At 69.3% G+C, this 14,983-nt stretch carries 15 protein-coding genes; all 15 read left to right on the top strand.

The genetic code is table 11. The features are described from left to right. The first annotated feature begins 65 nt into the window (after positions 1–65). Positions 66–857, top strand: a complete 792-nt coding sequence (locus HUK68_RS16280) for a PulJ/GspJ family protein (protein ID WP_279614305.1) — start codon at positions 66–68, stop codon at positions 855–857. Next, positions 854–1,870 (top strand): type II secretion system minor pseudopilin GspK, encoded by a 1,017-nt coding sequence (gene gspK, locus HUK68_RS16285; protein ID WP_175505139.1) that lies wholly within the window; start codon positions 854–856, stop codon positions 1,868–1,870. Before HUK68_RS16280 ends, gspK begins: the two co-directional genes overlap by 4 nt. Next, entirely contained in the window at positions 1,867–3,099 is a 1,233-nt protein-coding gene (gene gspL / locus HUK68_RS16290) for a type II secretion system protein GspL (RefSeq protein WP_175505140.1), read from the top strand. The genes gspK and gspL overlap by 4 nt, the downstream gene beginning before the upstream one ends. Beyond that, on the top strand, positions 3,096–3,677 hold the full coding sequence (locus tag HUK68_RS16295) for a type II secretion system protein M (RefSeq protein ID WP_175505141.1): 582 nt from the start codon (positions 3,096–3,098) through the stop codon (positions 3,675–3,677). Before gspL ends, HUK68_RS16295 begins: the two co-directional genes overlap by 4 nt. Further along, positions 3,674–4,489 (top strand): type II secretion system protein N, encoded by an 816-nt coding sequence (gene gspN / locus HUK68_RS16300; RefSeq protein WP_175505142.1) that lies wholly within the window; start codon positions 3,674–3,676, stop codon positions 4,487–4,489. Before HUK68_RS16295 ends, gspN begins: the two co-directional genes overlap by 4 nt. Before the next feature lie 5 nt (positions 4,490–4,494). After that, the gene (gene gspD / locus HUK68_RS16305; RefSeq protein WP_175505143.1) at positions 4,495–6,774 is read left to right on the top strand and encodes a type II secretion system secretin GspD; all 2,280 of its coding nucleotides are present in this window, start codon (positions 4,495–4,497) and stop codon (positions 6,772–6,774) included. 9 nt (positions 6,775–6,783) lie between these two features. After that, positions 6,784–8,145 carry a GspE/PulE family protein gene (locus tag HUK68_RS16310; protein WP_175505144.1) on the top strand — a complete coding sequence of 454 codons (1,362 nt, stop codon included), beginning with the start codon at positions 6,784–6,786 and terminating at the stop codon, positions 8,143–8,145. Positions 8,146–8,343: 198 nt separating this feature from the next. Then, positions 8,344–9,081 carry a hypothetical protein gene (locus tag HUK68_RS16315; RefSeq protein WP_175505145.1) on the top strand — a complete coding sequence of 246 codons (738 nt, stop codon included), beginning with the start codon at positions 8,344–8,346 and terminating at the stop codon, positions 9,079–9,081. 231 nt (positions 9,082–9,312) lie between these two features. Further along, entirely contained in the window at positions 9,313–9,714 is a 402-nt protein-coding gene (locus tag HUK68_RS16320) for a hypothetical protein (RefSeq protein ID WP_175505146.1), read from the top strand. Between the two features lie 75 nt (positions 9,715–9,789). Further along, positions 9,790–10,878 (top strand): hypothetical protein, encoded by a 1,089-nt coding sequence (locus tag HUK68_RS16325; RefSeq protein ID WP_175505147.1) that lies wholly within the window; start codon positions 9,790–9,792, stop codon positions 10,876–10,878. A 51-nt stretch (positions 10,879–10,929) separates the two neighbouring features. Continuing rightward, positions 10,930–11,217: a hypothetical protein gene (locus HUK68_RS16330; RefSeq protein ID WP_175505148.1), complete on the top strand. Its 288-nt coding sequence runs from the start codon at positions 10,930–10,932 to the stop codon at positions 11,215–11,217. An 11-nt stretch (positions 11,218–11,228) separates the two neighbouring features. Continuing rightward, on the top strand, positions 11,229–12,233 hold the full coding sequence (locus tag HUK68_RS16335; protein ID WP_175505149.1) for an LLM class flavin-dependent oxidoreductase: 1,005 nt from the start codon (positions 11,229–11,231) through the stop codon (positions 12,231–12,233). Between the two features lie 76 nt (positions 12,234–12,309). Beyond that, positions 12,310–13,536 carry a type II secretion system inner membrane protein GspF gene (gene gspF / locus HUK68_RS16340; RefSeq protein WP_175505150.1) on the top strand — a complete coding sequence of 409 codons (1,227 nt, stop codon included), beginning with the start codon at positions 12,310–12,312 and terminating at the stop codon, positions 13,534–13,536. Positions 13,537–13,554: 18 nt separating this feature from the next. Next, positions 13,555–14,502 carry a 5'-nucleotidase gene (locus HUK68_RS16345; RefSeq protein WP_175505151.1) on the top strand — a complete coding sequence of 316 codons (948 nt, stop codon included), beginning with the start codon at positions 13,555–13,557 and terminating at the stop codon, positions 14,500–14,502. 40 nt (positions 14,503–14,542) lie between these two features. Continuing rightward, positions 14,543–14,956, top strand: coding sequence for an EF-hand domain-containing protein (locus HUK68_RS16350; RefSeq protein ID WP_390887755.1), 414 nt, complete (start codon positions 14,543–14,545; stop codon positions 14,954–14,956). Positions 14,957–14,983 lie beyond the last annotated feature (27 nt).

The following is a 14,983-nucleotide window of genomic DNA, read 5'->3' on the forward strand; positions in this document are numbered from 1 at the left end:
ACCGTTGCGTTTTCAAAGGCGGTGGAACCACGGGAGCATCGCAGCGCACCAAGCACCGGTGCCGCATCCCTCGCCCCCATGCCCATGCCCGCGGTTTCACGCTCGTGGAACTGCTGGTCGCCCTGGTGGCCATGGCGCTGATGGCATTGATGGGCTGGCGCGGGCTGGACAGCATGATGCGCTCGCAGCAGTACACCCAGGCCCATACCGATGCGCATGCGGTGATGCAGACCGCGCTGGCGCAATGGAGCGCTGACCTCGACGGCCTGATGGCGCTGGACAACACCCAGGCCATCGCCTGGGACGGCCAGGCACTGCGCATGACGCGGCGCAACGCCGTGGCGCCCGAAGCCGGGGCCCTGGTGGTGGCGTGGACGCGGCGCACCAGCCAGGGCAGCGACCAATGGCTGCGCTGGCAGTCGCCGCCGGTGCGCACCCGCAACGAGTGGAACGATGCCTGGAACCAGGCCGGGCTCTGGGCGCGCAATCCCAGCGCGGAGCAGCGCACCCGCGAAACCGCGCTGTTCCCGCTGGCCAACTGGTCGATCTACTTCTTCCGCGATGGCGCCTGGAGCAATCCGCAATCCAGCGATGCCTCGACCAGCGCGGCTTCGGATGCGGCCAGTGCGGCAGCGGCTGCGGCGGCGGCCGCCGCCGCCTCGACCACCGGCACCACGACCGACGCCACGACCACCAACACCGGCACCATGGCCGGCACCACCGCCGCCAGCGGCACGGCGGCGAATGCGATCCCCGATGGCGTGCGCATCGTGCTCGAACTGGCGCCCGGCAGCGGCCTGTCCGGGCGGCTGATCCGCGACTGGGTCAATCCGCTGCGCCAGAACATGCGCTCATGAAGCTGTTTCACCTGCGCCATCGCACCCCCATCCCGCGCCGCCCGGCGCGCGGTGCCGCGCTGCTCACGGCCATGCTGACCGTGACGCTGGTGGCGACGTTTGCCGCCACCGCGCTGTGGCAGCAATGGCGCGCGGTGGAGATCGAAACCGCCGAGCGCGCGCGCAGCCAGGCCGGCTGGATCCTGCTGGGCGCGCTCGACTGGTCGCGCGTGGTGCTGCGCGAAGACGGGCGCGCGGGCGGTCCCGACCATCTGGCCGAACCCTGGGCGGTGCCGCTGCAGGAAGCCAAGCTCTCGACCTTCCTGGCCGCCGAAGGCAATGTGAGCCAGGTCGATGACGGCTCGAGCGAAACCACCAATGCCTTCCTCTCCGGCGAGATCATCGACCTGCAGTCGCGCATGAACCTGCGCAACCTGCTGCAGGACAACGAGGCCAACGACCAGGCCTTCGCGCGGCTGTTCGACCGCCTGGGCGTGCCCGCGAGCTACCTGCAGCAGATCACGGTCAACCTGCGCACGGCCCAGGCCGCGGGCAGCAACCCCGAAACCACGGCACCGCTCATGCCGCGCACGCTGGCCCAGCTCGGCTGGATGGGTATCCCGCGCGAAATCATCGCCCGGCTGGAGCCGCATGTGACGATGCTGCCCGTGGTCACGCCCGTCAACCTCAACACCGCCAGCGCCGAAGTGATCTGGGCCAGCCTCGAGGGCCTCGACTGGGCCAAGGCCAGCCAGTTCATCCAGGCGCGCGAGGCCAGCCCGCTGCGCAACACCATCGAAGCCCGCGCCCGCCTCGGGCTCGCCTCCGACGCGCCGCTGAACAATCTCGGCATCTCATCGACCTTCTTCGAGATCCGCGGCCGGCTGCGGCTCGGTGAAACGCTGGTCAGCGAGCGCTCGCTGGTGCAGCGCACCGGCATGAACGTCGTCACGCTGTGGCGCGAGCGCGGCAACTGGACCTCTTCGAACCTGCCCCTGGCCGAACGGCCCGCGGCACGCAACAACCCTTTATGAGCCTTTTGATCATCCAACTGCCGCTGGCGTCCGCGGACCCCGAAGGGCAATACGCCTATGCGCTGAGCCTCGACCGGCAGAGCGTCGCGCGCCATGCCTCGGCCGTGGCCGGCGAACTGCCGCCCGCCGGGCGCGCGGTCGAAGTCGTGGCCGTCGTGCCGCACCACGCGCTGTCCTGGCACAGCATCACGCTGCCCGCAGGCATTGCCGTGGGCGCCCGCAATGCCACCACGCGGCTGCGCTCGGTCGTCGAGGGCCTGGTCGAGGAGCATCTGCTGGACGAACCCGAAACCATGCACTTCGCGTTGCAGCCGGGCGCGCGCGCGGGGCAGCAGGCATGGGTTGCGGCCTGCGACCGGGCCTGGCTGCGCTCGCACCTGCAGGCGCTCGAGGCCGCCGAACGGCGCGTGGACCGCATCGTGCCGCAGTTCGCGCCCGCAGGCGAAGGCGCGGCGGCGCAGCTGTGGGCCGTGGGCACGCCCGAATCGCCCTGGCTGCTGGCCACCGGCGTGCATCCCGACCAGGGCGTGGCGTGCGCGCCGCTGGACAGCGAAGGCCTGGCGCTGCTGAGCGTGCCCGCCGAGCTTGCCGTCGATGCCTCCCCGGCGGTGTCGGCGCTGGCCGAACAGCGCCTGCAGCGGCCGGTGCGGCTGTCGGGCCTGGCCGAGCACCTGCTGGAGGCCAGCCGCGGCGCCTGGGACCTGGCGCAGTTCGACCTGGCGGTCGGCGGCCGCAGCCATGCGCTGCGGCGCCTGGCCGGCGCCACCCAGTCGCTGCTGCGCGCGCCGCAGTGGCGCGCGGCGCGCTGGGCGGTCGTCGTGCTGGCGGTGGCGCAGCTGGTCGGGCTCAATGCCTGGGCCTGGAAGGAGCGCCAGGCGCTTGCCGCCAAGCAGGCCGCGGTCCGCTCCAGCCTGCTTGAAGCCTTTCCGCGCATCCAGCTGGTGGTCGATGCGCCCGTGCAGATGGAGCGTGAAGTCGCCCAGTTGCGCCAGCGCACCGGCAGCCTGTCGGCGCAGGCGCTCGAACCCATGCTGTCGGCCGCAGGCCAGGCATTGCCCAAGGGCCTGCGTCCGCAGGGCATCGAATACGGCAACCAGGAACTGCGCCTGCTCGGCGTCCGCATCGACGCCGCGGCGCAGCCGCAGGTGCAGTCGCAACTGGGCACGCTGGGCTATGCCGCGCGCTTCGACGCTCAGGGCCTGGTACTGCATGCAAAGGAACAACCATGAATACCGCGCGCAATAACTCCGCGGCGCAGCTCAAGGCCTGGCGCGCGCGCTGGGCCGCCCTCGCGCCGCGCGAACGCCAGGCACTGGCCCTGGCACTCGGCACCATCGGCCTGGCCCTGGTCTGGTGGGTGCTGCTGGCGCCGGCGCTGCAGACGCTGCGCGCGGCCCCGGCCCAGCACGCGCTGCTGGACCAGCAGCTGCAGCGCATGCAACGTCTCGAAGCCGAAGCCCTGCGCCTGCAGGCCGATCTGCCGCCGCCGGCGGCCGAGGGCGGCGAGGCGCTGCCGGCAGCGCGGCCGGACCTGCAGCGCGCGCTGCAGGAATCGGTGGCCAACCAGCTGGGCGCGGCGGCGCGGCTGGTGCTGCAGGGCGAACGCGCGCAGCTCACGCTGACCCGGGTGCCGGCGCCGGCGCTGGCCGCCTGGCTGGGCCAGGCACGGCAGAACTTCAAGGTCGCCACGGTGGAGATGAAGCTCACCGCGGCCACCGGCGCGGCCCCCGCCGCGGCCGCGGCCGGCGATCAGCACTGGGATGGCAATCTGGTGCTGAGCCTGCCGCCCACGGAAGCCGCGCCATGAGGAGCCTGCGCCGTCCCGTGCGCGGCCGCGCGGCAGCGGCCTCCTCGCTGTCGACCAGCCCCTGGGCCCTCGCCGGTGCGCTTTCAGGTGCGCTGTTGACGCTGGTGCTGGCGCTGCCCGCGCACTGGCTGGCCGCGGGCATCGAGCGCGCCACCGCGGGCCAGCTGCAGCTGCGCGACGCACGCGGCACGGTCTGGACCGGCTCGGCACGCCTGGTGCTCAGCGGCGGCGCGGGCAGCCGCGATCCGCTGGCCCTGCCCTCGCGCGTGCAGTGGCAGTTGCGCCCCGACTGGCGTGGCGTGCGGCTGCAGCTGACCGCCGACTGCTGCACGCCGCAGCCGCTGCAGGCGCGCATCCTGCTGCACTGGCAGGGCGTCGAGGCGCGCATCCAGGACCAGCAGAGCGAATGGCCTGCCGGCCTGCTCACGGGCCTGGGCACGCCCTGGAACACGGCGCAGATCCAGGGCCAGCTGCTGCTGCGCACGCAGGGGCTGCGCCTCGAATGGATTGCGGGCCGGGCGCGCAGCGAAGGCCAGCTGCAGCTGGACGCGCTGGGCGTGTCCTCGCGGCTTTCGACGCTGCGCCCCATGGGCAGCTACCGCCTGGTCTTCGCCGGCGGCGATACGCCGCAACTCACGCTGAGCACCCTCGAAGGCCACCTGCAGCTGAGCGGGTCGGGCCAATGGGTCGGCCAGCGCCTGCGCTTTCGCGGCGAGGCCAGCGCCTCGCCCGAGCGCGAGGCGGCGCTGGCCAACTTCCTCAACATCATCGGGCGGCGCAGCGGCGCGCGCTCTATCATTTCCCTGGGCTGAATTCCATGACCTTCCTCACTGCACGCGGCCTGCGCGTCGCCCTCCACTCCGTTGCCGCTGCCGCCTTGCTGGCCTGTGCCGGCGCCCATGCCCAGACCGCGCCGCGCAGCAATGAACCGGTGACGCTGAACTTCTCGGCGGCCGAGATCGAGGCCGTGGCGCGTTCCATGGCCACCATCACCGGCCGCAACGTCGTGGTCGACCCGCGCGTCAAGGGCACCATGACGCTGATCAGCGAGAAGCCGCTGGCCCCGGCCCAGGCCTTCCAGCAATTCCTGGCCGCGCTGCGCCTGCAGGGTTTCACCGTGGTCGAGGCCGCGGGCCTGTACAAGGTGATTCCCGAAGCCGATGCCAAGCTGCAGACCGGCAGCGTCGCCGTGTCCCAGGGCGGGCGCGGCGGCGCGCCGGGCGGCGGCCAGATCGTGACGCAGATCTTCAAGATGAATTTCGAGAGCGCGGCCAACCTGGTGCCGGTGCTGCGGCCGCTGATCAGCCCGAACAACACCATCAACGTGAACCCGGGCAACAACTCGCTGGTCATCACCGACTACGCCGACAACGTGCAGCGCCTGTCGCGCATCATTGCCGCGATGGACGTGTCGAACGCCACCGACGTCGAAGTGATTCCGCTGCAGCATGCCGTGGCTTCCGAGATGGCGGTGCTGATCGGCCGGCTGATCGAAGGCGGCAGCGCGGGCGCGGCGCCCGGCACCGTGGCCCAGGGCCAGACCGACACCGCCTACAAGACCACGCTGATGGCCGAGCCGCGCAGCAACGCGCTGGTGGTGCGCGCCGCCAACCCGTCGCGGCTGGCCCAGGTGCGCTCGCTGATCGCGCGCCTCGACCAACCGGCCTATGCGACTTCCGATGCGGCCACCGGCAACATCCATGTGGTCTACCTGAAGAATGCCGATGCGGTGACGCTGGCCACCACGCTGCGCGCCGCGCTGGCCAGCGACGGCGGCGTCGGCGGCAACGCCGCCACGGGCAGCACGGCCACGGGCGGCATGCGCACCACCAGCAGCACCAGCAACAGCACGCAAAACAGCAGCAGCGGCCTGTCGGGCAGCAGCACCGGCCTGGGCAGCAGCGGCGGGCTGGGCAGCAGCAGCGACAGCGGCAGCCTGGGCAGCAGCAACCAGCCCTCGACCGGCGGCCAGATCCAGGCCGACCCGTCGACCAACTCGCTGATCATCAGCGCCTCGCCGCCGGTCTACCGCCAGCTGCGCGCGGTCATCGACCAGCTCGACGGCCGCCGCGCGCAGGTTCTGGTCGAGAGCCTGATCGTCGAGGTCACGGCCAACAAGCTGGCGCAGTTCGGCATCCAATGGCAATCGCTGGTCGGCAACACCGGCGGCACCATGGGCGTGATCGGCACCAACTCCGGCACCAGCGGCGCCAACATCCTAGGCGTGGCCGCAGGGCTTGCCAGCGGCACGACCGCGGCGGCGGCGGCGCTGGGCAACCTGGGCGCGGGCCTGAACGTCGGCATCGCGCCGCGCATCAACGGCCGCTACTACCTGGGCGCGCTCGCGAACTTCCTGGAAAACAGCGGCGATGCCAACGTGCTGTCCACTCCCAACCTGATGACGCTCGACAACGAGGAAGCGAAGATCATCATCGGCAACAACGTGCCCTTCGTGACCGGCTCCTACGCCAGCACCACCGGCACCTCGACGGTGAACCCGTTCACCACCGTGCAGCGCCAGGACGTGGGCCTGATGCTGCGCGTGCGCCCGCAGATCAACGAGAACGGCACCGTGAAGATGTCGGTCTACCAGGAAGTCTCGAAGATCGACGCCTCGACGCTCAAGGACACCAACGGCCCGACCACCAGCAAGCGCTCCATCGAATCGAACGTGCTGGTCGAGGACGGCAGCATCATCGTGCTCGGCGGCCTGCTGCAAGACGATTACTCGCAGGCCGAGGACAAGGTGCCCTTTCTGGGCGACATCCCCGGCGTGGGCAACCTGTTTCGCAGCGAGAACCGCTCGCGCCGCAAGACCAATCTGATGGTGTTCCTGCGCCCGGTGGTGGTGCGCGATGCGGCCGCGGCCGATGCGCTGATGGCCGACCGCTACGAGGTCATCCGCGCGGCGCAGCAGGGCCTGCAGCCGCGCCCCAGCGTGGTGCTCGACAGCGTCACCGGCGCGCCGGTGCTGCCCACCCTGCAGCCCGGCGGCCCGGCCCAGCCGCTGGCCACCGTGCCGTTCGCACCCGAGGTGGCGCCGCGCCCGCGCATCCAGCCGATCTCCGCGACCGACAGCGCCTACAGCGCGCCCTGAGTTCCCGCCATGCGCTATCCCCTGCCCTATGCCTATGCCCGCAGCGCGCAGCTGCTGATCGAAGACGACGGCCACCAGCCCGTGCTGTGGCACGGGCCCGCGCCCGACTTCCAGGCCCTGTCCGAAGTGCAGCGCAAGTTCGCCGTGCAGCAGTGGCAGTCCACCGATGCGACGCTGCTGGCGCAGCGCATCAGCGCCGCCTATGCCCAGGGCGAATCGAACGCGGCGCGCATCGTGAGCGAGGTCGAGTCCGATGCCGACCTGTCGCGCATGATGCAGGACCTGCCCGCGGTCGAGGATCTGCTGGAGACCGCCGACGACGCGCCCATCATCCGCATGCTCAACGCGCTGCTGACCCAGGCCGCGCGCGACGGCGCCAGCGACATCCACATCGAGCCCTACGAGCGCCACTCGAGCGTGCGCTTTCGCGTCGACGGCGACCTGCGCGAAGTGGTGCAGCCGAACCGTGCGCTGCACGCGGCGCTGATCTCGCGGCTGAAGATCATGGCCGATCTCGACATCTCGGAAAAGCGCCTGCCGCAGGACGGGCGCATCAGCCTGCGCCTGGGCACGCGCGCCATCGACGTGCGCGTCTCGACGCTGCCCAGCGCCCATGGCGAGCGCGCCGTGCTGCGTCTGCTCGACAAGAGCGGCTCCAAGCTCACGCTTGAAGCCGTGGGCATGCAGGGCGAGACGCTGGAGCGCATCGAATCGCTGATCCGCCAGCCGCACGGCATCATCCTGGTCACCGGGCCGACTGGTTCGGGCAAGACCACGACGCTCTACGCGGCGCTGCAGCGGCTCGATGCGACCAGCGGCAACATCATGACCGTCGAGGACCCGATCGAGTACGAGCTGCCCGGCATCGGCCAGACGCAGGTCAATTCCAAGATCGACCTGACGTTCGCCAAGGCGCTGCGCGCCATCCTGCGCCAGGATCCAGACGTGATCATGATCGGCGAAATCCGCGACTTCGAGACCGCGCAGATCGCCATCCAGGCCTCGCTGACGGGCCACCTGGTGCTGGCCACGCTGCACACCAACGACGCGCCCAGCGCCGTCACGCGGCTGATCGACATGGGTGTCGAGCCCTTCCTGCTGAGCAGCTCGCTGCTGGGCGTGCTGGCGCAGCGGCTGGTGCGCAAGCTGGACGCGTCCGAACCCAGCGGCTACAAGGGCCGCACCGGCGTGTTCGAGCTGCTGGTGGTTGACGACGCGATCCGCAGCCAGATCCATGCCCAGGCCAGCGAGGCCGACATCCGCGCCGCGGCGCTGGCCAGCGGCATGACGCTGATGCGCGACGACGGCGAACGCCTGGTGCGCTCGGGCATCACCACGCCGGAAGAAGTGCTGCGCGTCACGCGCGACTGATTCCGGTCCGTTGCCCGCCGGACGGCACGCCCTGGGCGTGCCTTTTTTTTGCCGCGCCGGCCTGAAGCAGGCGACGGCGGTCGCACAAGGAACCGTGGCGCGGTTCGCGGTTACCCATCACGCACGGGCTGGGTCATGCTTCCTGCGGGCAAGCATGTCCGGCAATGGATCAACCGCTCGCCACTGGACCCATCCGCAATGAAACACGCCTCCCTCTGCGACTTTCAGCCGATCGCCCTCGCCACCGTGCTGGCATTGACCCTGACCGCCTGCGGCAGCGGCAACGTCGGCAGCAGTGCCAGCAGTGACAACGGCGGTGGCGGCGATGCAGGCGGGGGCGTCACCCGGTCGGTCGCGCGCTCCGGCCAGGTCTATACCCACCAGCTGGAGAGCCATGCGCTGGTTTGCGTGGACGTGCAGGGCGCCGGCGCCTGTTCCGCCAATGCCGCCACCGCCATCCGCACCGGCGCCGACGGCAGCTTCCAGATCAGTGTCCAGGCAGCCGACGAGGCCGCGGCCCAACAGTTTCTCGCGGCACCGCTGGTCGCCGAAGTCGACGATGGCTATGGCAGGTTGACGCTGACCGCGCCTGGCGTGGCGCCACAGATCAATCCATTGACCACCTTGGTGCAACGCCATATGCAGCGCACCGGGGCCGAACTGGCGGATGCCGAGCAGGCCGTCGCGCAGCAGCTGGGCATCGAACGCGGCCAGATCTACCAATACCAGCAACAGGCCTCCGCGCCCTCCGACAACGCGCGTACCGCAGCGAACTTGACGCGGTTGGGGCTGCATCTTGGCGCCCCCCTGCGCACCCACGCCCCGGGCGACGTGGAAGACAGCGGCGCGCGGCTGACATCGCTCAATTTCCTGGACGAAGGCAACTTCGACTTCTACCTGTATGGCACCGATGGCGCGGCCGACAGCGCGAGCTAGTGGAAATGGAATGCCACCTACGGTGGAAGGATCTCGGGCGTTGACCGCAGCGTCGACAATGCCGGTCTGGCCTATGAAATCCGCAGCACGGCCGGATATAGCGGCCGCGCCGAATACCTGCGCAGCCGCGGCAACCCGGCCCGGGTTCAGATTCCGCTGCACAACCAGTTCACCCAAGGAAAATGGGCTGCACTGGCGGCAGGCCTCAAGAGTGACGCAGCGCTGTTTGAAATGGTGATCGAGGAGATCGACATTTCCAACCGGCCCATGGGCGAGGTCGTGCGCGAGATGCAGGATTATGAAAAGGCCTCGCCGCTTCCCATCCAGTACAGCCTGTTCACGCTGGATGCAACGGCATTGGACCAGGGCGCATTCCCGGCGGGATCGCGTCTCTACCGGACACTGCGCACCCGTTTCGCCCCGACCCCGGCGCCGGCTGCCACGCCGGGCAGCAGCATCGAGTCCACAAGCTATGCCAGGTACCCCAATGACTTGCCCGACCCCGCGGCGGTACTGGGCGGCTTCGAGCAGCCGGTGCGCCTGCAGCAGTCCATCAACGGTCCCGCCTGGGAAGGCCTGCGTGCGCAGCTGAAGCTGGCGGAAAAGCCGACCGAGGAAAGCCACGTCAATTGACAGGCAACCGTTGTTTTTAACTATCAATAAAACATTTTTTATAAATAAATGCTATTAATTGCGAGAATGGCAGCCATGATCAATAACTTCATCGCATGGCCCAGCCGCCTCACGGGGACCCTGCTGCTGCCGCTGCTGCTGGCGGCTTGCAGCGTGGGCGAGGACACTGCAAGGGACCGCGGCGCGGGCGCGGCGCCCGATGGCGCCGCCACGTCCGGCAACCCGCTGGAAACCCTGGCCCAAAGCCACGCCAAGCGCGCGGGCATATCGGTGGGCGAGGCCCGCCAGGCGGCGGCAAGGCAGCTGGGTATCCCGGTGGCCGACCTGCGCAACTACCAGAATCAACCCGAAGTCACGCTGGTGGGCACCCAGGGCATTGGCGACAATGCGCGCACCGCGGCGGCGCTGCTGGACAAGGGCCTGGTGCAGAGCGGGCAGTCGCTGCTGCGCGTGGGCAGCGATGTGGCGGACGAATCGCCGCGGCTGGTGTCGCTGAACTTCAAGAATGCCACCAATTACGAGTTCTATCTGGACAGCACCGACGGCACGGTCAACGCGGCCGGACAGCTGCGCTGGGACCCGGTCTATGGCGGCCTGATCAAGGGCAATCCCCGGACGCTCGACAATGCGCGGATCTGCCATGAAAGCGTCAACGGCTTCAACTACACCGGGCGCGAGGACTATCTGCGCACCCGCGGCAACCCGGCAAGGATCGAGATCTCCGGCAGCAACAAGCTGTCCTCCTTGCTGCAGGGGCGCGGCGTGGCGGTGGAGCCCACACCCAAGGTGGCGCTGTTTGAATTCACGTTCAAGGAGCAGGATATTTCCAACCGGTCGATGGCGGATTTCGTCAGGGAACTGCAGGCCAACGAGCACGAATTCGGCAGCGTGGTGCACAGCCTGTTCACGCTCAATCCCAAGGCGCTGGGCGCGTCCACCTTCCCCCCCGGCTCGCGCTTCTACGTTCACTGGCAGACGCATTTCGCCAAGGCGGGTGGCGCGCAAACCATGGCCGGATTCCAAGGGACGTTCGACTGCAAGAGCGAGAACGACCTGGACAAGCCGCGCGACACGCTCGGCGCCTTCATGCAGCCGGTGCGCGTGCGGCATTCGATCAATGCCACGGCCTGGAACGCGATGAAGAGTGCGCTCAACATCCCCTGAAGCCGCGGGGGCCGCCCTTGCGCGCGGTGCCCGAGCGGTGACAATGGCCGGATGATCGAAAACCTTCGCACCTGGAGCGCGCCCTACGGCGGCGAGACCTTTTTGCTGTTGACCCTGCTGGCAATCGCCAGCTACGGGCTGCTTATCTTCTACAAGGCCCGACTGTCGGAAAGCCAGCTGCGCCGCTGCATCCGGCTGGCCGCGCTGATCGCGCTGCCGCTGTCCTTCATCGCCATGGAAATGGGCGCCAACAATTGGGGGATTGCCGTGCTGTCCTTCGTCTGGTGCATCGTGGTCGGTATAACGTGCAAGAACGAAATGACCCGCCGCTTGCGCTGAAGGACCTGCACATGCTGAAGAATCTCCAAGACATCCGCCTTTCCCTTCTTGACCTGGTCGCCGTGCGTGAAGGCATGGGCGTGGGCGAGTCCCTCGAGATCGCGCTGCGCACCGCGCAAAAAGCCGAGGAACTGGGCTTTGCGCGCTACTGGCTGGCCGAGCACCACAACATGCCGGGCATCGCCAGCTCGGCCACCGCGGTGCTGATCGGCCATATTGCCGGCGGCACCAAAAGCATCCGCGTGGGTTCGGGCGGCGTGATGCTGCCCAACCATGCGCCGCTGGTCGTGGCCGAGGCTTTCGGCACGCTGGCCGAGCTGTACCCAGGCCGCATCGACCTGGGCCTGGGCCGCGCGCCCGGCACCGACGGCCCGACCATGCGCGCGCTGCGCCGCGACCGCGTGGAAACCGAACAGGACTTCCCGCGCGACGTCGCCGAGCTCCAGCAACTGCTGGGCCCGGCCACGCCCGGCCAGCGCATCATTGCCATGCCGGGCGCCGGCACCAATGTGCCGATCTGGCTGCTGGGCTCGAGCCTGTTCTCGGCGCAGCTGGCCGCGCACATGGGCCTGCCCTATGCGTTTGCGTCGCACTTCGCGCCGCGCATGCTGTACCAGGCACTGGAGTTGTACCGCGACCTGTTCCGGCCCTCGGCGACGCTCGACAAGCCGTACGTGATCGTCGGCGTGCCGGTGGTGGCCGCGCCGACCGACGAGGAAGCCGAGTTCCTGGCCAGCAGTACGTACCAGCGCATCCTGGGCATCCTCACCGGCAACCGCACGCGGCTGCAGCCGCCGGTGGCCGACTATGCGGCCCAGCTGTCGCCTTCCGAGAGCGCCGCGATCCATGACTTCCTGCGCCTGGGCGTGGTCGGCAGCCGCGACACCGTGCGCCGGCACTTCCAGTCCGTGGCCGAATCCACGCAGGCCGATGAGTTCATGCTGGTCAGCGATGTCTACGATCCGGCGCTGCGCCTGCGCTCGCTGGAGATCGCCGCCGCGGCCATGGCCGGCTGAAAGAGCGGATCACGGCGTATCCGGAATGTCACCACCAGCGGCTAACATGTGCTGAATTCCTTCGCGCCTCTTTTCCATGCCTGCTTTTTCCTATGAAGCCATCGACGCCCAGGGCGCCTCCCGCAAGGGAACGCTCGAGGCCGATACCGCCAAATCCGCGCGCAACCTGCTGCGCGCCCAGGCGCTGGTGCCGCTGTCGGTGGCCCCGCTGGGCTCGGGCAGCGCGCCCGGTGCCGAGCTGAGCTGGCAGGAGCGCTGGTTCACGCGGCCGGTGTTCAATGCCGGCGCGCTCGCGGTCTGGACGCGCCAGCTGTCCGGGCTGGTGACCTCGGGGCTGCCGCTGGAACGCGCCCTGAGCGCGCTCGCCGACGAGGCCGAGGAGCCGCGCCAGCACCATCTGCTGGCCACGCTGCGCGCCGAAGTCAACGCCGGCTCGACCTTTGCGCGCGCGCTGCAGCAGCACCCGCGCGAGTTCTCCGAGATCTACTGCGCGGTGATCGGCGCGGGCGAATCGAGCGGCAGCCTGGGACTGGTGCTTTCGAGCCTGGCCGACGACCTCGAGGCGCGCCAGGCGCTGCAATCCAAGCTGATCGGCGCCGCGCTGTACCCGGCCATCGTCTCGCTGGTGGCGGTGGTGATCGTGCTGTTTCTCGTCAGCTACGTCGTGCCGCAGGTGGCCGGCGTGTTCGTTGGCACCAAGCGCGCGCTGCCCGTGCTCACGGTGGCGCTGCTGGCGATCAGCGATTTCGTGCGCGCCTACGGCTGGCTGATGCTGGGCATGCTGGTGGCCGGCGCATTGATCGGCCGCCACCTGCTGCGCATTCCGGCCACGCGCGAGCGCTTCGACGCGGCCTGGCTGCGGCTGCCGCTGATCGGCCGGCTCGCGCGCAGCTACAACGCGGCGCGCTTTGCCAGCACGCTGGCCATGCTGGCCGGCGCGGGCGTTCCCATTCTGCGCGCGCTGCAGGCCGCGGCCGAGACGCTGGGCAACCGCGCGCTGCGCGCCGACGCGCTCGACGCGCTGGTGCTGGTGCGCGAAGGCGCGCCGCTGGCCTCGGCGTTGGCGAAGAAGCGCTTTCCAGGCCTGCTGGCGATGTTCGCGCGCCTGGGTGAGCAGACCGGCCAGCTGCCGGTCATGCTGCAGCGCGCGGCCATCCAGCTGTCGACCGAAGTCCAGCGCCGCGCGATGCACCTGGCGACGATTCTCGAGCCGCTGCTGATCGTCGTGATGGGCCTGGTGGTGATGCTGATCGTGCTGGCGGTGCTCATGCCCATCATCGAGCTCAACCAGTTCGTCAAATAGCGGCCGGCGGCTTTCGACATGCCCATCACCCTGGCCGACAAGCTGGTCGTCGCGATCTCCTCGCGCGCACTGTTTGATTTCGAGGAAGAAAACCGGCTGTTCGAGCGCAGCGATGCGGCCACCTACCTGCAGTTGCAGCGCGAGCGGCTGGAAGTGCCGGCGCAGCGCGGCATTGCGTTCTCGCTGGTGCAAAAGCTGCTGGCCTTCAACACGCCGCAGATGCAGCGCGTCGAAGTGGTCATCCTGTCGCGCAACGACCCGGTCAGCGGCCTGCGCGTGTTCCATTCGGCCGAGGCAGCGGGCATTGCGCTGCAGCGCGGCGTGTTCACGCAGGGCCGTCCGCCCTTTGGCTATCTGCGGCCGCTGGGCGCGCACCTGTTTCTCTCGGCCAATGCCGACGATGTGACCGAGGCGCTGGGCCTGGGCTATCCCGCGGCCCATGTCTATACCGATTCGGTGCAGGCCAGCCTGGCGCATCCCAACGAGCTGCGCATTGCCTTCGACGGCGACGCCGTGCTGTTTTCCGACGAGGCCGAACGCATCTACCAGGCCGAGGGCCTCGAAGCCTTCCAGCGCCATGAAACCGACCGCCATGGCCAGCCGCTGCCCGACGGCCCGTTCAAACCGTTGCTGGCCGCGCTGCACCGGCTGCAGCAGATCGCCGACGCCGTGCCGGGCATGCGCATCCGCACCGCGCTGGTCACGGCGCGCAGCGCGCCCGCGCACAAGCGCGCGATCCAGACGCTGATGAGCTGGGACATCGCGGTGGATGAGGCGATGTTTCTCGGCGGCCTCAGCAAGGGGCCGTTCCTGAAGGAGTTCGAGCCGGACTTCTTCTTCGACGACCAGACCGGCCATGTGCACAACGCCGCGCAGCATGTGCCCGCCGGCCATGTGCGCAGCGGGTTCGCTTCGGCCATGGTGGAAACAACTGCAACCATCCGCAAGCATCAGGACCAAGGGTAATTGGCGCGGCCCCTGCCACGGCCCTTCCCGTCGTGGCACCATGGTCCGTATGGCTGATACCAATTTCCCTCTTTCGCTGTCTCAACGCGCGGCGGGGCTGCTTTGCGGGCTGGTGCTGTTGACCGCCTGCGGGCTGGGTCTGGCGCAGACGCCAGCCGATGCCGCCGCTGCGGGTGCGGCCGCCGATGCCGCCGCGCCCAACGGCGCTGCCGCACCGCTGACCAAAGGCGAGATCAAGGCGCGGCGCGATTTCCAGATGCTGGATTTCAACAAGGACGGCAAGCTGAGCCGCGCCGAGGTGGCGCTGTTCCCGCGCCTGGCCGCGGCGTTCGACACCGCCGATACCGACAAGGACGGCTTCGTGTCGTTCGAGGAGGTCGAGGTGTTCGCGGTGCAGTACCGGGCCGAGCGCGCCGCGGCCAAGGCGGCGGAGCAGGAAGCCGGGAAAAAGTGATGCGGGTTTGAGGGCGGGCCGTTCCTC

The sequence above is a fragment of the Comamonas antarctica genome, assembly GCF_013363755.1.
GTDB classification, from domain to species: domain Bacteria; phylum Pseudomonadota; class Gammaproteobacteria; order Burkholderiales; family Burkholderiaceae_C; genus Comamonas; species Comamonas antarctica.